The organism is Amycolatopsis dendrobii, assembly GCF_014145675.1.
Lineage (GTDB): Bacteria > Actinomycetota > Actinomycetes > Mycobacteriales > Pseudonocardiaceae > Amycolatopsis > Amycolatopsis dendrobii.
Window position 1 is genome coordinate 250,783 of the sequence record NZ_JACGZW010000003.1, and the last position, 20,878, is coordinate 271,660.

Consider the following 20,878-nt stretch of genomic DNA (forward strand, 5'->3'; position numbering starts at 1 on the left):
TGCGGGCAGGTTTGGGTCGGGCCGGTGGGGCGGATGACGGGGGCGGGGTTCGGGGCGGTCGGGCCGGTGGGTGAGCTGGGTCGGCGGGTGGGGTTGGAGTGGTGCGGGTCTGGCTAGCGGGGCCCGGGCGAGGGTGCGATCCCGTGGGGTCAATGCCCGCTTGGCGGGGATGGCACCGGTTCGGTGGGACGGTCAGCGCTCCGGGCATGCGCCGGGCCAGAGGAGAGACTCCGCGAGACCGGTGAACTCTTGGCGGCGACGGCCCGGGTTCGCGGACGCAGGACTGTGGTGCTGCGGACCGCGAGCCGGGCGGACAGGGCCCAGCGCCAGAGGCAAAACTCCCCCGAGCCAGCGCCCGTATGGCGGGGACGCTTCGCGGGACAGTGGAGTTGGCTCGGTGCGGGGTTGACGGGCAGGCGCGCTCGCCTGGTCGTTGGCGCGCGAAGCACAGTTCGCCCGGCGAGGCACGGATCGCGCGCTGTGCCGCAATCTTCGCCCCGGCAGGAGGAGCCCGCGGTTCACCGCAGTCAGTGCCGCAGGCGAGACCGAACCGTGCCGCTCACCTCACTCGGTGCCGCGGCACGACCGGAGCAGGCCGCCCACCTCAATCAGCACCACCACACGACCACAGCAGGCCACTCACCTCAATCAGCACCACCACACGACCACAGCAAGCCGCCCACCTCAGTCAGCGGGCGGGCGGCCCCCGGGTCCGCCCGCCCGCGCGAAGCGAGGGGTCAGTCCTTCTGCACGCTCCGCACGCGAGACTCCGTCCCGGATCGCGGTGCGAGTCCCGTTCGTCCGCGTCGTGGGATTCCGGCTAGTGCGCGGCGCGGTCGGCACTCCGAGATCGCCTGGCCGCCGACTCAGCGTGGCCCGCGACGATCGTCGAGCCCGGGCGTGTCACAGCAACCGCAACTGTTCTGCCTCCCCCGCTCGCTGTTCCGGCACCTCGGCGCCCGCCTCCCCCGGCGGGTCCGGTTCTGTCCGGGTCTCCGAGTGCGCCCTGGGCGCCCGCGGGTCCAGACCGTGCCGCCGAAGCAACGGGCCGACCACCGTGGCAAGTCGTTCCCGGTAGCCGCGGTCGACGTAGCTTCCTCGGGCGTACAGGCGGCGGTAGCGCGGTGCCAGCGCGGGATACTCGCGCTTCAGCCAAGCGGCGAACCACTCCCGTGCGCCCGGCCGGAGGTGCAGTGGCAGGACCGTCACCCTGGTCGCCCCGGCGTCGGCTAGTTGAGCGAAGAGCGGGTCCAGTGCCTCTGGCGAATCTGTCAGGTACGGCAGCACCGGCGCGACCATCACGGAGCACGGCAGACCCGCGGCAGCGGCTTTGCGGATCAGGTCCAGGCGGGCTCGCGGGGTCGGGGTGCCGGGTTCGAGGCGGCGTTGCAGGTCGCCGTCCAGCAGGGCGAGTGATACCGCCAGGTGGACTGGGACATCCTTGCCCGCTGACTCCAGCAGGGGCAGGTCTCGGCTCAGCATGGTGCCCTTGGTGAGGATCGACAACGGGGTGCCGGAGCCGGCCAGGGCGCGAATGATCCCGGGCATCAATCGGTAGCGGCCTTCGACGCGTTGATACGGGTCGGTGTTCGTGCCCATGGCGACCGGTTCTCGTTGCCAGCTCGGTCGTTTCAGTTGTGCGGCCAGTACTTCCGGCGCGTTGACCTTGACCACGACCTGGGTGTCGAAGTCCCGGCCTGCGTCGAAATCCAGGTATGTGTGGGTGTTCCGGGCGAAACAGTTGTGCGACACCATCCCGTCCGCGATGAAATCGCCGGTGCCCGTCGTGATGTCGAACAGCGGCAGCTCCAGGCCCATCGGCGCGACGCTCGTGACTGTGCGCCGGATGCCGCCGATCACGGTGCCGTCGAGGGAGCGTTTCCATTCGACGGCCGGGTCGACCAGGTGCAGGAACCGCAGTACCTCGCCGGTGCCGCCGGTGAGCCTCGCTTGTCGGCGGCCGGGGTGCTGGCGGTGGCCGACGGTGTCGTAGCCGAACGAGAACCGGTCCAGTGCGGCGAACAGCATGTCCACCACTTCGTTCTCGTCGTGCGCGATGGAGAGCGTGCCGCGCCGGTAGCCGCCCGCGAGGTCGAACAGTCCGGCCAGGAAACCGCGTGCCCAGTGGGCATCCGGTTCTCGCGGGATCCGCATGAAGCCTACTGACGAACCGAAATCCGGCAGGTACGCCAGTGCCCGTGCGGCGGCGTCCGATTCCGCGGCGAAACCGCCGGAGCGCAGCATTCCGCACAGGTACCCGGCGCGGTAGCCGAGTGTGTCGTCCGGCGTGCGCGTGAAGCGGCCGCCGCCGACCAGCTCGGTGCCGGACTCCAGGTGCGGCCGTTGCGCGGTGCCGAGTTTGCTGCCGGTGACGTACTTCCAGCCGCGCGAGCTGAGGAACCGATGGTCTGGACCGGCGACGATCCGGGTGCCGTCGTCCAGCGTGACGCGGTACGCCGGGCGCACCGTGGTCCAGTGCGCGAGCACCTCGGTGGGCACGAGCCTGCGCGCGACGCCGTGTCCGCGCGTGCCCATGATCCGGTCGCCCACGCGCAGCTCGGCGATCGGCTTCGCGCGACCGTCCGCCATCAGCACCGGCGTGTCGCCTTCGAGGCAGTACGTGCACGCGTGCGAACACCCGCGATAGGGGTTGACCGACCACCGGAACGGCACCGCGGACGACTCGGGCACCCGGTTCAGCACGGACCGGGCGCGCACCTCGTGGAAGGTGACGCCGCCGAACTCCGGCGCGCGCACCGAGCGCACCACATCCCCGAAGGCACCGAGACCGGGGAGTGCCGGCTCCTCCTTCCCCGCTCGCAACTGTTCCCAACGCACCCCTACAGTCGAACACATGTTCTAAAGCACTGTCAAACACATGTTCGAACACCCCTCGAACGAGCGAGGCGGAGCTCAGCCGGCGAACCGTTCCAAGGCGCGGATCTTGTTCGTCGCGTCGAGGGCCGCGACCTTGTACGCCTCGGACAGCGTCGGGTAGTTGAAGACCGCGTCCACCAGGTAATCCACCGTCCCGCCGCAGCCCATCACCGCCTGGCCGATGTGGACGAGATCGGTCGCGCCGGTGCCGAAGACGTGCACTCCCAGCAACTTCCGGTCCGCCGTCGAAACCAGGAGCTTCAACATCCCATAGCTGTCCCCGGAAATCTGGCCGCGCGCGAGTTCCCGATACCGCGCGATGCCGACCTCGTACGGCACCGAAGACGACGTCAGCTGCGCCTCGGTCGCGCCGACGTACGAGATCTCCGGGATCGTGTAGATCCCGATCGGCTGCAACGCGCCGATGTCGTTCGCCGGTTCGCCGAACGCGTGGTACGCGGCGAGCCTGCCCTGGTCCATCGACGTCGCCGCGAGCGCCGGGAACCCGATCACGTCGCCGACCGCGTACACGTGCTCGACCGACGTCCGGTAGTGCTCGTCGACCTCCAGCCTGCCGCGCTTGTCCGCGTTGAGGCCCGCGTTTTCCAGCGCCAGCGCGCCGGTCATGCCCTGCCGCCCGGCCGAGTACATCACCGCGTCGGCCGGGATCCGCTTGCCGCTGACCAGGGTCGTCACGGTGGCGTCGGCGGAGACCGCGACGTTCGCGACCTTCTCCCCGAACCGGAACGTGACGCCGAGGTCGCGCAGCTGGAACTTCAGCGATTCCACGATCTCCGGATCGCAGAAGTCCAGCATCTGGTCGCGCTGCTCGACCACGGTCACCCGCGAACCGAGCGCGGCGAACATCGACGCGTACTCGATGCCGATCACTCCCGCGCCGACCACGACCAGCGAGGACGGGATCGTCTCCATCGCCAGGATCTCGTCCGAATCGAGCACGCGCGCGGCGTCGAAGTCGACGTGGTCCGGGCGCGCCGGACGGGTGCCGGTCGCGATCACGACGTAATCGCCGGTGATGGTGCGCCGGTCGCCGCGGTGTTTGCCGTCGACCAGGACGGTGTGCGGGTCGGCGAACGAGCCGACGCCGCCGATCAGATCGACGTGGTTGCGCAGCAGCTGCGCGCGCACCACCTGCACCTCGCGCCCGATGACGTGCTGCGTGCGCGCCATCAGGTCCGCGATGGTGATGTCCTGTTTCACCCGGTAGCTCGCGCCGTACAGCTCGCGCTGGTTCATCCCGGTCAGGTACAGCACGGCTTCGCGCAGCGTCTTGGACGGAATGGTGCCCGTGTTGACGCACACGCCGCCGACCATGTCGTGGCGGTCGACGACGGCGACCTTCTTCCCCAGTTTCGCCGCCGCGATGGCGGCTTTCTGCCCTCCCGGGCCCGAGCCGATGACGATGAGGTCGTACTCGTATTCGCTCACGGCCCCGAGCCTGCGCATCAGCGCCGGTCAGCGCAAGTCCTCACGCGCGCAAGGCGCCCCGGCGGCGGTGCACTTCGGTCACCGATCCGAGCGCGGCGTCGAGTTCCTCGCGCAGCAACGCGGCCTGTTGCGCGGCGACGTCCTCCCCCAGCAATTCCGCGACCCGCCCCCGCTCCAGCAGCGTCAGCGCCTCCCACGGCGACGACGCGAGCTGTCCGCTCGGGACACCCGCGTCAGGCGGCGACAGCTGTTCGGCCAGGCCAGCGGTACCGGCGGCGAGCAGCGCGGCGACGACGAGGTGCGGCTGGGCGTCCGCGCCGGCGAAGCGGAACTCCAGCCGCGACGTCCCGCACAGCCGGATCGACGACGTCCGGTCATCCGGTCCCCACCGCAGTTCACGCGGCGAGAACGGCGCGGTGCGCAGCCGGACGTAGCTGTTGCACGTCGGAGCCCACACCGCGGACAACGATCGCGCGTCCCGCAGCACCCCGGCCATAAAAGCGCCCAGCGCGAACGGAAACCCGACGGGTCCGTCCGAAGCGGACAGTGACAGGTGAACGTGGCATGAATTCCCCTGACCGGGTTCTGGCGCCGCGAGATAGTCGGCTTGCGCACCGTGCTGGGCGGCCACCCGCCGGGTCGCCATCTGCAGCAGCAACGCATCGTCGCAGGCCGCGAGCGCGTCGCGGTGCCGCAGGACGACCTCGTACTGCCCCGGATGACACTCCGCCCGCGCCGATTCCACGCCGAGACCGGCCGTGGCGGCCCGCAGATCCGCCAGCAGCGGCGCGAGGCGTTCGGTGCCGCCGAGGGCGTAGTCGACGCCGTGCCCGGTGAGCGGTTCCCCGGCCAAATTGCGGAAAACCACTTCGTGCTCGATCCCGATCGACGGGACCAGGCCGTGTTCTTCCAGGCGCGTCAACTGCGTCCGCAACACCGTCCGCGGCGCGAGCCCAGCCGGCTCGCCGGACGGAAACTCCGCGTCCCCCACTACTGCCCACGTCCGGTCGCCGAGCGGAAACGCCGTCGCCGCGTCGAGTCGCAGGCGCAGGTCTCCGAACCCGGCGAGATACGGCTTCAGCGGGCCGATCTCCGGCAGCGGCTCACGCTCCGGCGTCCAGGCGAAGACGTAGCTGCACATGCCGTATCCGCTGTCCACGACTTCGGCGGCGAACGGCGCGGCAAGCTCGACCGCCGCGAACCGCGCGTGCGGATCAGGCACCAAAAGCACCAGCCGAGCGCCGTCCTCGGCCAGCACTCGACGCAGGACCTCAGCCGCCGCTGTACCCGCTTCGGCGCGCACAGCCAGCGACCGCGGCCCGACCGGACGATCGAACGGGCTCACCAGGCGCCGTCCGGGTCGGGTGCGTGCAGCGGGTTGGGCACGCGGCCCCAGCGGACGTCGAACTCGTCGTCGCGTTCGACCTTGTCGAAGCCTTGCCCGGCGAGATGCTCGCGGTTGAGCGTGACTCGCTCGACGTCCGGCGCGAACAACCGGCAGGCATCGAATCGCTCGGCCACCTCGGGGTTTTCGTCGCGGTAGCGGCCGACGACCTCGCGTACCAGTGCCCAGAAGCCGCCGCGCGCCAGGCCGAGATCGTCGAGCAGCAGTTCCGCCCAGAACCGCAGCTGGCCGGAGAACACCGAGCTGAACAGCGATTGCGCGAGCAGATGCGCTGGCCAGCGCAGCATGTCGGCGGCGGCGTCCGGCGGAAGGTCCGCGTAACAGGGCAGTTCCTCGTCCAGCAGGTCGACGCCCTGCGCGAAATCCTTGATCGCGATGCGCAGCGGGCGGCCGTCGGCGTCCACCACGAGCACGAGATTCTGGCCGTGCGGACAGAATCCGACGCCGTACTGGAGCAGCCAGTGCAGCAACGGTGTGAGCAGCAGGTCGAACAGTCGCGACAGCCACGCCTCCGCACCGTCGCCGGATTGCGCGATCAGCCTGGTCAGCACGGTTTCGCCAGCGGCATCGCGGTACGGCAGCGCCGCGAACGAGATCGCCTGCTCCCCTTCCGCGAGCCGGGCGACGAGCGGCTCGCGCCACAGCGCACCGAGAGTTTCGTGGAACCGGTACGGCAATTCCTCCAGCGAGCCGAACAGCGGATGCCGGACCGAAACGCTCGCGACCTCGCCGAGCAGCTCGAAGCGGTACTTCTCGGACAGCAGCAGGTCGGCCGCGTCGATCCCGCGCAGCCATTCGGTGACCGACGGCCCAGCGAGCGTCGCGGCGGAGTTCAGGCCGCGGTAGACGAGCGTGTTTCGCACGGAGACGGCGGTTTTCACATCGCGGCGGTCCGGCCGGGAGCGGTTGGCCAGCGTCCGGACTGTCTGATGTGGACGGTAGACGTCGCTGCTCTCCCCCAGTTCGGCCATCCGGCCGGTCGCCAGTTCGGCGGCGTACAGCGTCTCGATGATTTCGTCGGCCTGCCAAGGGTGCACCGGGACCCAGACGTAGTCGGCGGGAGCGCCGAGCTGTGCCGTGCGGGCGGTGAACTCTGCGCGGGTCTCGTCGTCCAATTCCTCGCGCAGCAGGGTTTCCGCGTTGATCCCGGCCACGCTGCGGAACTGCGCGAGATCGCGGTGCACGGCGTACCAGCGCAGCCGGATGTCGGAACCGGATTCGGGCGCGTAACGGGCACGGTCGCGGGCGGAGAACCCGACACGGCCTTTGTTGAGCACCAGGCGAGGGTGGCCGGTGAGGTGGCCGTCGGCAAGGTTGTAGTCCATCGTGGACAGTTCCGCGGCGGTCGGTGCGCGGCACAACCGGGTTGCCTCGTTGGCGACCGTCGAAGTCAACTCAGCGAGGACGTCTGCCAATCGCAGGCCAGTGAGACCGAGGCCCTCGCGCGCGTCGACGATCAACGCGCGCGGGTCGTCTGCCGGAGCTTCCACGCCTTCGGCGATCCGGATTGCGCTGCCGGGCAACACTGTCCACGACTCGAACGCACCTCGGCGTGCTTCGAAGCGGTACGAAACATCGCCGTGGAGGTCGAGCCGCCAGCTGCGGTGTCCGGCCCGCGTCGGTTCGCCAGGCTCCGGCGCCAGCATCGCTTCGTAGGACAACTCGCCAAGCATCTTGTGCGTGACGAGCGAGCCCGCCGCCCGCCACGCAGCGTCGTCGGTCAGGGTCACAGGTCCTCCGTCTGGTCGAGGCCGAACGTGGTGAACGCCGTCCGCCCGGGCAGGTCGTACACCGGTTTTCCGCATACCGCGTTGAGAATCTCCGCCGCCCGCCACGCGCCGAGGCCGAGATCCGGCGCGCCGGGGCCGTGCGTGTGCCGTTCCGCGTTCTGCACGAACAACGGCCCCGGCACGTCGAGTTCGACGCGATAGCCGGCACCGATCACGAGCCGCCCCTTGGCATCGCGGCGGACCGCTTCGCCGAGCCCCTCCAGCAAAGGTCCGGTCGGCGTTTCCGCGTAGCCGGTGGCAGCAACCACGGCGGCCGTCCGGTGCGTCGCGGTCGTTCCTTGCTGGACATGCCGCAGCCCCAGGTCGATCCCGTCGCCGACGGTCGCGGACACCACCTCGACGCCCGGCGTCAGCACCGCGCCCGGCCAGTCGCCGCCGATGCTCCGGCGGTACAGCTCGTCGTGGATCTCCGCCATCGTCTCCGCGTCGATCCCTTGGTACAGCTGCCATTGCATCGGGAGAAGCTTGTCCCGGACCGCCTCGGGCAGGCCGTGGAAGTACGCCGTGTAGTCCGGGGTTAACTGCTCCAAGCCCAGCTTCGAGTACTCCATCGGCGCGAACGCCGGTGTCCGCGCAAGCCAGCGCAGTCCGTCCACAGTGGATCTCGAACGCACGAGATCGAGAAACACCTCGGCGCCCGACTGCCCTGAGCCGACCACCGTCACCGAATCCGCAGCGATCAGCTCCGGCCGATGCGTGAGGTAGTCCGCCGAATGCAGAGCAAGCACGCCGGGTGCGGAAACCAAGGGCTGCAACGGTTCCGGCACGCTCGGCTGCGTGCCGACACCGAGCACGACCGCCGCCGCCAGTACCGGTTCCGCACCATCGACGGTCAACTCGAACGCGTCTTCGCGGTCGATCCAGCGCAAACCGGTGACCTCGTGTCCGAACCGGCACGACGGCAGCCGGGACGCTGCCCAGCGGCCGTAGTCGTCGTACTCGGCGCGCGGCAGATGGAACCGCTCGGCGAAGTAGAACGGCAGCAACCGGCCGCGTTCGCGCAGGTAGTTGAGGAACGAATGACGGTTGGTCGGGTCCACGAGCGTCACCAGGTCGGCGAGGAACGGCACCTGCAGCGTCGCGCCGTCCAGCAGGAGCCCGGGGTGCCAGCGGAACTCGGGGCGCGCATCGAACAGCACGACCTCCAACTGGTCGAGCGGATCCGCCAGCGCGGCCAGCGACAGGTTGAACGGCCCGATCCCGACCCCGGCGACGTCGTAACGCCTCACGACGCGACCGGGCTTTCCCGCGTGACGCTCGTGCGCAGGTCAGCCGCGACCGTGGCCACCGCGTCGAGCAGCGCGCGGTAGTCGGCGGGTTGGGCGTGCGGGTGCAGGAGGGTGAGTTTGAGCCACAGCTGCGCCTCGCCGTCCGGTCCGGTCGGCAGCGCGCCGCGACCGATCACCGCGGTGCCGTCCTCAAGGAGCGTGCGACGCACCTGCGCGACCAGGTCGTCTCCGGCGGTTCCCGGCAGCTCGTCCGCCGTCATCGGACGGAAGACCACTGTGGACAGTTCGGGCGCGCCCCACGAGCGCAGCGCCGGATGGTCATCGACCATCGTGTGCACGCCGGAAGCGTTGGCACAGCAGCGTTCCACGAGCGCACCGATCCCGGAAGTGCCGAGCGCGCGCAGCGTGACCGCCATCCGGAACGCGTCGGGACGCCGCGACGTACGCAGCGAACGGCCGAGCAAATCGGGCAGTCCGGCTTCAGTGTCGTCGTCGGCGTTGAGGTACTCGGCGCGGACGGTGAGCGCTTGCAGGTCCGTCTCCTCGCGCGCGGCGAAGACGCCGGCGGCTACCGGTTGCCAGCCGAATTTGTGCAGGTCAAGCGCGACGGAGTCGGCTAGCTCCAGACCAGCGACGCGGGAGCGGAGGGTTTCGCTGCAGAGCGCGAGACCGCCGTACGCCGCGTCGACGTGCAGCCGCGCTCCGGTCCGGCGGCAGATTTCGGCGATCTCCGGCAACGGGTCGATCCGGCCGGTGTTGGTGGTCCCGGCGGTCGCGACGACCACGGCCTGCGCGCCGAGCGGCGCCAACGCCTCGGCCAGCGCGGACGGGACCATCCGGTCGTCCACGCAGGGCACCACGACCGGCGCGGGCAGTCCGAGCAGCCACGCCGCACGGGCGACGCTGTGGTGCGAATTAGCTCCGCACACCGGTCGCGTGACCGCGGATTCCCGCGCGAGCAGGAGGCCGAGAAGGTTGGATTCGGTGCCGCCAGAGGTGATGACGGCGTCCGGGCGAGCGGCGTCCGGATAGCAGAGCCGGGCGATGCCGGTCGTGAACTCGCGCTCGATCTCGCTCGCGACCGGAGCCTGGTCCCAGGAGTCCATGGACGGGTTCAGCGCGGAGGCGACGGCGTCGGCGGCGACGGAAACGGCCAGCGGCGGGCAGTGCAGATGCGCGGCGCACGCCGGGTCGGCCGGATCGGCGGATCCGGCGGCGAGCAGGGCGGAAAGCTCTTCCAAGGCTTGTTCGGCGCCCACTCCGTGCCGAGGGAGCCCGGCCGCGGACTGAACGAGGGCCGCCGCCACCGCGGCCGGGCCGCCCGCCGGAACCGGGCCGCCGCGTTCGGCCGTGCCCGCCGCCATCCCGCGCAGCGCCGCGGGGAGCAACCGGGCCAGCCGGTCCGCACCGCCAGAGCCGCCTGCCAGCCACTCCGCCGAAGCCACGCCGCCGGGTGGGGAGATCACCCGCGCTGAGGGCGCATCCGCCATGGAACCGCCTTTCTTAGGGAAAGCTTGCCTTACTTTACCGTGCGCAACAATACGGATACCCACCGGCAGTCCGTGAGCGGGGCGGCACCGCACAAGAAACGGCCGGTGCTCCGCAGAGGGAGCACCGGCCGTTCAGGGAAAGGGTCCGCGCGGCGGAGCCGGATCGGCCGCCCGGAACTCGGCGAGGGAGAACATCTCGTATTCCTCGGTCACTTTCTCCCCCGCCGAAGCCGAACGCAGCGTGTCGCGCGAGCGCTGGCGCGAGTCAAAGGCGGTTCCGGCTGGACGTCAGCTCGGCTTCCCGAGCGCGGCCAGTTCCCGGTGGATCCATTCGACCTGGGTGCGCATGAGGTTCTCCGCGACCTCCTCGGCCTGCGGCGTCATGTGCGTCGCGCCCGCGAGCGGCAGGAAACCGTGCGCCCGGCCCTTCGCCAGCAGCGCCGAGGAAAGCCGCAACGCGTGCGCCGGGAAGACGTTGTCGTCGGCGAGACCGTGCACGATCAGCAGCGCCCGTTCGAGCGAACCGGCGCTCGCGATGAGCGAGTTGTGCTCGTAGCTTTCCGGTTCGTCGTCCGGCTTGCCGAGGTAGCGCTCGGTGTAGTGGGTGTCGTAAAGCGACCAGTCGGTGACCGGCGCTCCCGCGACCGCCGCGTGGAACACGTCCGGCCGCCGCAGCACGGCGAGCGCGGACAGGTAGCCGCCGTAGGACCAGCCGCGGATCGCGACCCGATCGAGGTCCAGCTCGGGATACGCCGCGGCGGCCGCGTGCAGGGCGTCGACCTGGTCGGCCAGCGTGACGTCGGCCAGCTTGCCCGCGATCTCCTTCTCCCACGCCGGACCGCGACCAGGCGACCCGCGGCCGTCGACGACCAGCACGGCGAAGCCCTGGTCGGCAAGCCACTGCGGGGTGAGGAAAGCGTTGCGGCTCTGGAGAACGCGCTGCGCGTGCGGGCCGCCGTACGGGTCGAGAAGGACGGGCAGCTTGCCCTCCTCGGGCTCGTATCCGCGCGGCAGCACCAAAGCCGCGCGAAGCCGGCGCTCGCCGAGGGTGAGCCAGGTCAGGTTCGGCACGATCTCCGGGTCCACAGTGGACGATTCGATCTCGCTCACCTCGGTGCCGTCCCGCAGCACGGTCACCTTCGGACCGCTGTGGTCAAGGCTCCACGAGGAAAGCACCGTGAGAGCCGCGCTGCCCGAACCGACGTGCACGCCGTCCGTTGCGGACAGTCGGCGCACCGTGCCGGCTTCGGTGCGGTACAGGTGGATCTGCGTCGGGTCGTCTTCCGAAGCGGTGAAAAGGATTTCGTCGCCGACGTGCAGCACCATCCGCAGGTGCATGCCCGGGGGCGTGACCGGCTTGCCGTCCACCACGAGCCGGTGATCGCCGTCCGCCGCGCTTTCCACCACCAGCTTGCCGTCCGCGGTCCACGCGGGCACGCCCTGGAAGATCTCGACCCAGTGCTCGTCGGTCTCGGTGTGCACCTCGGCGACCGAACCGTCCGACGGGTCCAGCGCGAGCACGGTCAGCCGCTTCTGGTCCCGCGGCTGCACGGCCAGCAGCGGCTGCCCGCCCGCCGACCAGTGCACGGTGACCAGGTACTCCCAATCGCCTTGTGCCACGTCGACGCGGCTGCCGTCCAGGCTCAGCACAGCGAGCGACACCTCGGCGTTCGGCGAGCCCGCCGACGGGTACGCCACGACGTTCGCCGGCTGCTGCGGGTTCGCCGGGTCGCCGATCGTCCAGCGCGGCACCGGGCCGCGGTCCGCGCGCTCCGCGATCACGCTGCGCCCGTCCGGCGCCCACCAGTAGCCGCGCGTGCGGTCCATCTCCTCGCCCGCGATGAACTCCGCGAGCCCCCAGGTGACGTCCTCGTCGTCCTCGCCGACGAGCACGCGGTCCTCGCCGGTCGCCAGTTCGATCACGTGCAGCCGGCGCTCGCGCACGTACGCGACGTGCGTGCCGGTCGGGTTCGGCCGCGGGTCGATCACGGAGCCGTCGACCAGGATGCGCGTCTCGCCGCTCGCGAGGTCGAGCGTGTACAGCTTGCCCGACAGCGTGAACGTGACGACGGTGAACGCGTCGTCGACGCCGAAGGCCACCACGCCACCGCCGGTCTCCCGGGCCCGCTCGCGGCGCGCCCGCTCCTCCGGCGGCAGGTCCTCGTCGCCGGACACCAGCTCGGCGGCGTCGATCAGCTTCGTCTCCTCGCCGGTCGCGAGGTCGAACGACCACAGGCTGTGCCGCGGATCGGTGCCGGTGGCGCTGCGCAGGAACAGCACCCGCGATCCGTCCGGGGCGACCCGGAACTGCTTGGGCGCGCCGAGAGTGAACCGCTGGGTGCGGGCCTGCTGGCGGAGGAACGGAACATCGTCGAGTGCGAAATCGGTCACGACCAGCACTCTTTCAGATGATCAGCCGGACACGCCAACACCCTGCAGCGCGGCTCGCTGCTCTTCGACGTCGAAGGCCGGCTCCGGGAACTGCGGGTCCATGTCGGTCAATGTCTCGACGAGCAGTTCGGCGACGGCCCAGTTCCGGTACCACTTGCGGTCGGCGGGCACCACGTACCACGGCGCGTGCGCGGTCGACGTGCGCTTCAACACGTCGGCGTACGCCTTCTGGTAGGCAGGCCACTGTCGACGCGCCTCGATGTCCGACGGATCGAACTTCCACCGCTTCTCCGGCCGGTCCAGCCGCGCGGTGAGCCGGCGAAGCTGCTCCTCCGGCGAGATGTGCAGAAACACCTTCACCACGGCAGTGCCGTTGTCGGTCAGCTCCTTCTCGAACGCGTTGATCTGCGTGTAGCGCTTCCGTCGCTCGGCCGCGGGAAGCTGGCCGAGCACGCGCGGCACGAGCACGTCCTCGTAATGCGAGCGGTCGAACACGCCGAGGTGGCCCGGCGACGGGAGCTTCTTGCGGATGCGCCACAGGAAGTCGTGCTTGAGTTCGGCGGCCGTCGGCTTCTTGAACCCGGCGTACTGCACGCCCATCGGGTTCACCAAGCCGAGCACATGGCCGACGGTGCCGCCCTTGCCGGAGGTGTCCATGCCTTGCAACACCAACAGCACGCTGCGGGCGCCGCCGCCGATGCCCTCCGCGTACAGCGCCTCCTGCAACTCGGCGAGCTGTTCCCCGGCGGACTCGAGCTTCTTGCCGCCTTTCGCCTTCTTTTCCGGCCCCACGGGCGACGAAGCCGGGTCCGGCAGCTCGTCGCCCGCCCGGAGCGCGTCGCGGACCCGGTTTCCGTTCTGCTGCTTCTTCGCCATCCCGGGACGATAACCGGGCCGGCGGCCGATCCCGGGGACTTCTCCGCCGGTGCGGGCGGGTGTCATCCGGTCGAGCGAGCCGCGCAGCGAATCGCCGGGCAGACCCCTCGATTGCGCAACGAACGACGGGGGAAAGCAACGTTTCCCGGCTGAACTCCCCGCGAACGGCCTCTAGCCTGAACGCATGACAGCGTCCGTCCAGCCTGCCGGCACCGCGCGTCCCACCTCCTCCGACGGCTTCATCGCGCTCGACGAGCAATGGAGCACGCACAACTACCATCCGCTGCCGGTCGTGATCGCCGAAGCCGAGGGCGCTTCGGTGACCGACGTGGCCGGCAAGTCCTATCTGGACTTCCTGGCCGGCTACTCCGCGCTCAACTTCGGCCACCGCAACCCCGAGCTGATCGCCGCCGCGACCGAGCAGCTGGGCCGCGTCACGCTCACCTCGCGCGCGTTCCACCACGACCAGCTGGGCCTGTTCTGCCGCGAGCTCGCCGAGCTGACCGGGACCGAAATGGTGCTGCCGATGAACTCCGGGGCCGAGGCCGTGGAGTCCGCGGTGAAGGTCGCGCGGAAGTGGGCGTACCAGGTCAAGGGCGTTCCGGCGGGCACGGCGGAAATCGTGGTCGCGGCGTCGAACTTCCACGGCCGCACCACCACCATCGTCTCGTTCTCCGACGACGAAACCGCGCGCGCCGACTACGGCCCCTTCACGCCCGGCTTCGTCCAGGTGCCTTACGGCGACGCCGAAGCGTTGAAGGCAGCCATCACGCCGCGCACCGCGGCAGTGCTGATGGAGCCGATCCAGGGCGAGGCAGGCGTCATTGTGCCGCCCGAAGGGTTCTTCGCCGCAGTGCGACGGCTGTGCGACGAGAACAACGTGCTGATGATCGCCGACGAGATCCAGTCCGGTCTCGCGCGCACCGGCACCGTGCTCGCACTGGAGCACGAAGGCGTCCGCGCTGACCTGTACACGCTGGGCAAGGCCCTCGGCGGCGGCATCGTCCCGGTGTCCGCGGTGGTCGGCAGCCGCGACGTGCTGGGCGTGCTGAAGCCGGGCGAACACGGTTCGACCTTCGGCGGCAACCCGCTGGCGTGCGCGGTCGGCCGCGCTGTGGTGCGGATGCTGCAAACCGGCGAGTACCAGAAGCGGTCCGCCGAACTCGGCGCACACCTGCACGAGCGGCTGGCCAAGCTGGTCGGCGACGGCGTCTCGGAGGTCCGCGGACGCGGTCTGTGGGCAGGCGTCGACATCGCGCCGGGCGGCCCGACCGGACGGGCGGCGTCCGAGGCGCTGGCCGGATTGGGCGTGCTGTGCAAGGAAACGCACGACCGCACGTTGCGCGTCGCGCCGCCGCTGGTGATCACCGAAGCCGAACTGGACCGCGGCGTCGACGCGATCGCCCAGGTCGTGCGCGGCTGACCTGCCCGGTGACCGCCGTTTTCCGGGCGGCGGTCACCGGGTGGGCATCACCGCGACCGTCGACCCGTCCGGCGAAGCGGTCACCTCGATGCCGCGGCCGTACTCATCCTGGACGGACGTAGTCAGGCTCCACGTTCCGTCGTTCTGCCGGAGCGCCAACGAAACCTTGTCGCGCGGGAAGCCGGGCATGCGCTCGTTCACCTTCGCGAGAATCGCGGGCAGCGCTTTCGGCGACAGTTCCGACAACGCGAACAGCGGCGCGCCCGGATCCGGCTGGATCGGCGAAGGCCGGTGTTCGACCAGACGTCCGCGATACCAGTCGTAGTCGTCCGAAGTGCCCGGACCTGGGCCAGGCACCTGGAATTCGACGTGGTCGGCCCGGATGATCGCCTCGTACGCTTCCGGACGGCCGCTCAGCTTGGTCAGCGACTCGGCGACCTGCCGGAAACCGTTCTCCGTGAACGCATCCGCGGTCAGCGCCGGTACGCCCTGCGCGTCCGCGACCAGCTGCCGGTTGCCGTCGTTGGCCGACCGGACGGTCATCGTGATTCCGACGTCCTCGCGCCGGACGCTCACGCGAGCGTCCGCCGGGTCTCCGCCGAAACTCGCGACAAGGCCGGGTATCGCGGCGAAATTGACTTCGTTCGCGGCGAATTGCTTGTCCGGCTTGCCAGCGCCGGACGAGTCGCGTTTGACCGTGCCGCCGCGATAGCTGAGGTACGCGCCGGGAATCGTGGCTCGCAACTGGTCCGGCTCCACCGTCAGGTCTTCGAAACGCTCGCTCTCGGCGGACAATTTCGCTATGCCGGCACGCAGATCCTCCGCGCTGAACAGGTCCGGCGGAGAGATCAGCTGACCGAGGACGTCGTCGCGGATCGGCACCAGCAGAGCCACCGCGACGACGACCGTGCTCACCACCGTCATCGCCAGCCGTCCGACCGCATTCCCTAGCCGCGCTTCAGGTTCCGGTGTGCGCTCCTCGCCGATGATCCCGGCCTGCCACGGCCGCTGAGTCCATTCCCGCGGCGGATCAGCGTCCACCGCGACCACGCCGGGATACCGCGGACTGTGCCTGACGACAACGACCGTCCCCGGCTGATACGCCGCGGACCGCACCGGATGAATCAACTCCCGGGCCGTCGCCCGGTACGCAGTCTCGTCCGGCGGCGCGACGACCAGCTTCAACTCGGTCACGTACGCGTCGTTGACCTGCGCTCCGGTGTTCTTCAAGCGTTCGATCTTGGCGAGCGCGCGGTCGCCGTGCTGCTGGACGAACCGCATGCTCTGCGGAGACGCGTTCCCGCGCATCGATCGCGCGACGCTGCCGAGCGTCAGCGCCATGATCGCGAGGCTGAAGCCGACCGATCCGGCCGCGATGTACCAGCCGTAATCGAGGACGAACCCGCCGACGACGCCCGCGATCGCGAGCCCGAGCGGCACCGCGTACACCAGCCGCAGGAACCGGATCAGCCGGAGCGCCGACGCCCGCCGCGGTTCTGGTGAATTGAGCACAATGGGTGTTTACTGCACTCCGCGTGAAGACACCAGAGGCGGTGCTCACACAGCGTGCCCGCTCAGGCCGAAGTCACCTCGACGCCGCTCAGCGCGTTGTTGGCCTGCTGCTGCCCGTCGCCGCCCGGCACGGTCGGGATGTCATCGGTGCTGAGGCCGGACAGGTACAGCCCGGCCTCGGCACCGGCCTCCGCGGACTGCCGTTTGCGGCGCGCCGTTTCGATCCTCGTCACCACGACCTGGCGCGCGCCGCCGGGCAGCTGCACCACAGCGTTCGCGCCCACCTGGACGGTGCCGTCGGTGACCGTGCCGGTGACCACGATTCCGCGCGTCGGGATCTGGTAGATCTCGGAAATCCGGAAACGGAACGGGCCGGACGGGGTTTCGGCCGGACGGCGCGAGAACAGCGACATGGGACAAGCATCGCATTGCGGCGGTCACCCGGCTCTCACCGGCTGGCCGCCGCGTGCACTGCCGCGGCCAGGCGGTCGTGCTCCGGATAGGACCAGGTCGCGGAGAACTGCCGCCGCGTGTACCCGAACGCGACGCCGCTACGCGGGTCCACGAAGGACTCCGACCCGGCGGATCCGTTGTGCCCGAACGCATTCGCGCCGAGGAACGGATACCGCAGCCCTTTCGCCTGGAACCCGAGCGCGTACTGGCCCGCTTCCCCGGTCACCAGATCACGGCCGGTGGAGTGGAGCATCGCGAACTCGCCGAGCGTGCCAGGTTCGAGCAGCCGACGCCGTCCGTCCAAACCGGACACCGCAGCCGCGTACAGCCCAGCCAGCCCCCGCGCGCTCCCTACGCCACCAGCGGAAACCTGCCCGAGCGCCCGCACCCGCCGGGTGTTCACGAACGCCACCTGATCGAGCGGCGGCGTCGAATCGAGCCCGTAGCCGATGCCGCCCAGGCTGTACGGACTCGGAACGTGCGCCTGGAACGCCGCGAGCTCCTCCGCGCCCGCCTCCCCCGCCAGCACCTCGCGGTACCGGTGCTCCTCCTGCTCGGGCAGCCCGAGATACAGGTCCAGGCCGTACGGTTTCCTGATCCGCGTCTCGAAGTGCTCCCGCACCGACCGCCCGGTGCCCCGCCGGACCACCTCCGCGACGACCGAGAACCCGGCGAATCCGCTGTAGCCGTAAGCAGATCCCGGTCGCCAGAACGGCCGCTGCCCGGCCAGCCGCTGCGCGATCACCCGATCGTCCGCGAGTTCCTCGGCGGACAGCCCGCCGTCCGCCCCGAGCACGCCGGAACGATGAGTCAGCACGTCGCGCACCGTGATTCCGCCCTTGCCCGCGGCGGCGAACTCAGGCCAGTGGCGCGCGACCGGCTCGTCCAGGTCCAGCGCGCCGTCCTGCACGAGCAACGCCACCACCAGCGCGGTCGCCCCCTTGGTCGAGGAATACACGCCAGTCAACGTCTCGCCCGTGACGTCGCCCGCCCAGAGATCAACCACCAGCCGCCCCTGCACGCGGACCGCCAACTGCACGCCAGCACTCGCCTCAGCCGCTGTCGCGAACTCGTCGCGGACCGCCTCGAAACCGTCCGCGACGGTCCCGTGGATCTCAGTGTCCCCCATTGGTTCTTGTCCCTCCGTTCGTCAGTGTCGAAAGGAGGACCCGCGCGCCGCCGTGAATGTGACTAGGCTTCGTTCCCGTGACCGCCAGGCGAACCCTCGCCCTATTCGCCGCGCTCTGCGCGCTCGCCACAGTCGCGTTGGGACTGCTAGTCGCGCCCTACGCTCCCGGCACAGTGGACCAATGGGCCGAGAGGTCTGCCTCGAAGCTGAACTCGGGCCTGCTCGGCACACTCGTGCTGCCCACCGAGCCGTACGTACTCATCCCGGCCGTCGTCGTCATCGCCGGAATCTGCCTCTACCGCCGCAACCGCCTCGACGCACTACTCGCCGTGGCAGGTCCCTTCGTCGCCATCGCGCTGAACAGCTGGGCGCTGAAACCAGCCTTCGACCGCTGGAAAGGCGGCACGCTCGTCTACCCGAGCGGCCACACCGTCAGCCTGGTAGCCGTGCTCACCGCCGTAGTACTGCTGGTCAGATTCAAGGCAGCCGCCGTTGCGGCAGGCACAGTGCTCGTCTGCTGCGCAGCCGTAGGCATGATCGGCCTCGGCTACCACTACCTGACCGACATCGCCGGCGGCGTCTGCTTCGCCCCCGCCGTGGTCACCGCGATGCGGGCGGCGCTGTCACCGCGTCGCGCGCGAGAGCCGTCAACCGGCTGATCGCCCGCAGGTACTTCTTGCGGTAACCGCCGTTCAGCATCTCCTCGCCGAACAGTTCGGGCAGCGGCACGCCGGACACGACCACCGGAATGGCCCGGTCGTACAGCCGGTCCGCCAACGCGACCAGCCGAAGCCCGACCATCTGGTCCGGCACTGGCGTCACGTGCTTGAGGTGGACCCGCCGGATCCCGTCGAGCAGCTTCCCGTACCGCGAGGGATGCAGCCGCTCGAGATGCGCCATCAACGCGCTGAATTCGTCCACAGTGGACCCTTCATGCGCGGCCGCCGAGGCGTCGATCTCGTCGTCGCCGACCGGCGGCGGCGCATCCGGCAGCCCGCGGTGCCGGTAGTCCGGCCCGTCGACGCGCACGACGCCGAACCGCCGCGACAACGCCTGGATCTCGCGCAGGAAGTCCTCCGCCGCGAACCGCCCCTCGCCGAGCTTGTCCGGCAGGGTGTTGGAGGTCGCCGCGACGTAGACGCCCGCGTCGGTGAGTTCCTGCAGCAACCGGCTGACCAACGTGGTGTCGCCGGGATCGTCGAGCTCGAACTCGTCGATCGCCAGCAGCCGGTGTTGCGAAAGCCGCGCGACCGCGTTGGCGAACCCCAGCGCGCCGACGAGGTGGGTCAGCTCGACGAACGTGCCGTACGCCTTGGGCCCCGGAGTCTCGTGCCAAGTCGACGCGAGCAGGTGGGTTTTGCCGACCCCGAACCCGCCGTCGAGGTAAAGCCCCATCGGCCCGTCCGGAATCGCCGCCCCGCCGCCGAAGAGCGACCGCAAGCGGGACTTCTTGGCCTTAGCCGCCCCGATCCGCGAAGCGAACGCCGAACACGCCTCGACCGCGGCCGCCTGGCTGGGCTCGTCCGGATTGGGCAGGTAAGTGGAAAACCGAGCCTCGCCGAACCGCGGCGGCGGCACGAGGGACGCGATCAGCTCGTCGGCCCCAAGCTCGGGAAACCGGTCGGTCAGCGCAGCTGCGGGCATGGTCGGAGAGCCTATCCGGACGGTGCCGGCCCCTTCGGCGCGCCTCAGCCGGGCCGCGAACGGCAAATCCCCCGGTCGGAGCCGCTTTCGGCTGCGGACGGGGAGGGTGCGGCGGGATGCGTGTGGTAACTGTCACCGGGCTGCCGCGCTGGTCAGGCGCCCCGCTGCGCTGGCTCGGTCGGGCGCTGCGGCGCTGGGCCGAGCCGCGTGGCCAGAACCGGCGCAGTGGCTCGGCACCACGGAACAGGGGCCGAAATGCTCGGCCAGACCGCTGCGAACAGCGAGGTCGCCCTGCACCGCGTCGCTGGGTCGAGGCGTGTCACCGACCCAGCGCGAGCAGGGGCCTAGCCCCGCGCCGCTGTCCTGGTTCGAGCTGCATGGCTGGCCTGGCGCGAACGGCGGATCGCGGCGGCGGAGTCGATCACCGGCGTGCGGGCAGCGGCACGGCCGCCGAGGCAGCCATCGCACGGGGCTCGGGTCCGTCGGCCGCCGGTCAAGTCCGGCATGGCTCGGCACGGGCTTTTCACGTGCTGCCGACTCACCCATTCGAGGGATGCCGCGTGAGTTTTCGCCCGGTCGGGAGGTCCTTCCGGCGAGCACGTCTCCGGCGCCGCGGGCCGCTCGCGGCGACACTGGACGCGCCATGTCCGCATACAGGGAGCGAGGAACCATGCCGAGCACGAACCGGCCCGATGTGCCTACCGCTGTTCCGTCTTCCGCGCTGGCGGCGGTCGACCAGACGGACACCGCGGGACGCACCACGATCTCGTCGCTGGTCGTGCAGAAGATCGCGGCGCTGTCGACGCGCGAGGTCGCCGGGGTGCACGCGCTCGGCGGCGGGGTGTCGCGGGCGATCGGGGCCATCCGGGACCGGATCCCGGGTTCGGGCGCGACCTCCACCGCGGGCGTCTCGGTCGAGGTCGGCGAGAAGCAGGCCGCGATCGACCTCGACGTCGTCGTCGAGTACGGCGCGCGTATCGCGGAAGTCGCCCGCGACGTGCGGCGCAACGTCATCACCTCCGTCGAGCAGATCACCGGGCTCGAGGTGATCGAGGTCAACATCGCGGTCAACGACATCCACCTGCCCGGCGAGGAGGACGAGCCCGAGTCGAGCCGGGTCGAATGACCTGGTGACCGACCGGTGTCTCGGCCACGGCAGCTCAAGCGCGGCGCTTCGACCGCGCCGGGGCGCCGCCGTCAGCCGGGCCGG

Annotated in this window: 15 protein-coding genes; 3 read left to right on the plus strand and 12 right to left on the minus strand. The window is 70.4% G+C overall.

The features are described 5' to 3' along the window. Positions 1-903 precede the first annotated feature (903 nt). The 8 genes from H4281_RS09345 to H4281_RS09380 form a co-directional block, all read right to left on the minus strand. On the minus strand, positions 904-2,838 hold the full coding sequence (locus tag H4281_RS09345) for an intein-containing Rv2578c family radical SAM protein (RefSeq protein WP_182890477.1): 1,935 nt from the start codon (positions 2,836-2,838) through the stop codon (positions 904-906). A 75-nt stretch (positions 2,839-2,913) separates the two neighbouring features. After that, entirely contained in the window at positions 2,914-4,344 is a 1,431-nt protein-coding gene (gene sthA / locus H4281_RS09350) for a Si-specific NAD(P)(+) transhydrogenase (RefSeq protein WP_182890478.1), read from the minus strand. A gap of 22 nt (positions 4,345-4,366) precedes the next feature. Continuing rightward, positions 4,367-5,671, minus strand: coding sequence for a type I glutamate--ammonia ligase (locus H4281_RS09355; protein ID WP_182890479.1), 1,305 nt, complete (start codon positions 5,669-5,671; stop codon positions 4,367-4,369). Continuing rightward, entirely contained in the window at positions 5,668-7,461 is a 1,794-nt protein-coding gene (locus H4281_RS09360; protein WP_182890480.1) for an IucA/IucC family protein, read from the minus strand. Before H4281_RS09360 ends, H4281_RS09355 begins: the two co-directional genes overlap by 4 nt. Next, positions 7,458-8,750, minus strand: coding sequence for a lysine N(6)-hydroxylase/L-ornithine N(5)-oxygenase family protein (locus tag H4281_RS09365; protein WP_182890481.1), 1,293 nt, complete (start codon positions 8,748-8,750; stop codon positions 7,458-7,460). The genes H4281_RS09360 and H4281_RS09365 overlap by 4 nt, the downstream gene beginning before the upstream one ends. Beyond that, positions 8,747-10,240 (minus strand): pyridoxal phosphate-dependent decarboxylase family protein, encoded by a 1,494-nt coding sequence (locus H4281_RS09370; RefSeq protein ID WP_182890482.1) that lies wholly within the window; start codon positions 10,238-10,240, stop codon positions 8,747-8,749. Before H4281_RS09370 ends, H4281_RS09365 begins: the two co-directional genes overlap by 4 nt. A 288-nt stretch (positions 10,241-10,528) precedes the next feature. Next, positions 10,529-12,631 carry a S9 family peptidase gene (locus H4281_RS09375; protein ID WP_182890483.1) on the minus strand — a complete coding sequence of 701 codons (2,103 nt, stop codon included), beginning with the start codon at positions 12,629-12,631 and terminating at the stop codon, positions 10,529-10,531. A 21-nt stretch (positions 12,632-12,652) separates the two neighbouring features. Further along, positions 12,653-13,507, minus strand: a complete 855-nt coding sequence (locus H4281_RS09380; protein WP_182890484.1) for a PPK2 family polyphosphate kinase — start codon at positions 13,505-13,507, stop codon at positions 12,653-12,655. Positions 13,508-13,691: 184 nt separating this feature from the next. Between H4281_RS09380 and rocD the strand changes: the two genes are divergently transcribed. Continuing rightward, positions 13,692-14,930 carry an ornithine--oxo-acid transaminase gene (gene rocD / locus H4281_RS09385; protein ID WP_220506952.1) on the plus strand — a complete coding sequence of 413 codons (1,239 nt, stop codon included), beginning with the start codon at positions 13,692-13,694 and terminating at the stop codon, positions 14,928-14,930. 33 nt (positions 14,931-14,963) lie between these two features. Here rocD and H4281_RS09390 read toward each other — a convergent pair whose 3' ends face one another. The 3 genes from H4281_RS09390 to H4281_RS09400 form a co-directional block, all read right to left on the minus strand. Further along, entirely contained in the window at positions 14,964-16,442 is a 1,479-nt protein-coding gene (locus H4281_RS09390) for a hypothetical protein (RefSeq protein WP_182890485.1), read from the minus strand. 62 nt (positions 16,443-16,504) lie between these two features. Continuing rightward, complete coding sequence (locus H4281_RS09395; RefSeq protein ID WP_182890486.1) at positions 16,505-16,855, minus strand: hypothetical protein; 351 nt, start codon at positions 16,853-16,855, stop codon at positions 16,505-16,507. A gap of 35 nt (positions 16,856-16,890) precedes the next feature. Continuing rightward, on the minus strand, positions 16,891-18,024 hold the full coding sequence (locus H4281_RS09400) for a serine hydrolase domain-containing protein (RefSeq protein WP_182890487.1): 1,134 nt from the start codon (positions 18,022-18,024) through the stop codon (positions 16,891-16,893). 77 nt (positions 18,025-18,101) lie between these two features. On the opposite strand from H4281_RS09400, the gene H4281_RS09405 reads away from it, so the two are divergent. After that, positions 18,102-18,683, plus strand: coding sequence for a phosphatase PAP2 family protein (locus tag H4281_RS09405; protein ID WP_312872084.1), 582 nt, complete (start codon positions 18,102-18,104; stop codon positions 18,681-18,683). On the opposite strand, the gene zapE is transcribed toward H4281_RS09405, so the two are convergent. Next, on the minus strand, positions 18,625-19,668 hold the full coding sequence (zapE, locus tag H4281_RS09410; RefSeq protein ID WP_182890488.1) for a cell division protein ZapE: 1,044 nt from the start codon (positions 19,666-19,668) through the stop codon (positions 18,625-18,627). The two genes, H4281_RS09405 and zapE, sit on opposite strands and share 59 nt — an antisense overlap. A gap of 670 nt (positions 19,669-20,338) precedes the next feature. On the opposite strand from zapE, the gene H4281_RS09415 reads away from it, so the two are divergent. Continuing rightward, on the plus strand, positions 20,339-20,794 hold the full coding sequence (locus H4281_RS09415; protein ID WP_182890489.1) for an Asp23/Gls24 family envelope stress response protein: 456 nt from the start codon (positions 20,339-20,341) through the stop codon (positions 20,792-20,794). The last annotated feature ends 84 nt before the right edge of the window (positions 20,795-20,878 follow it).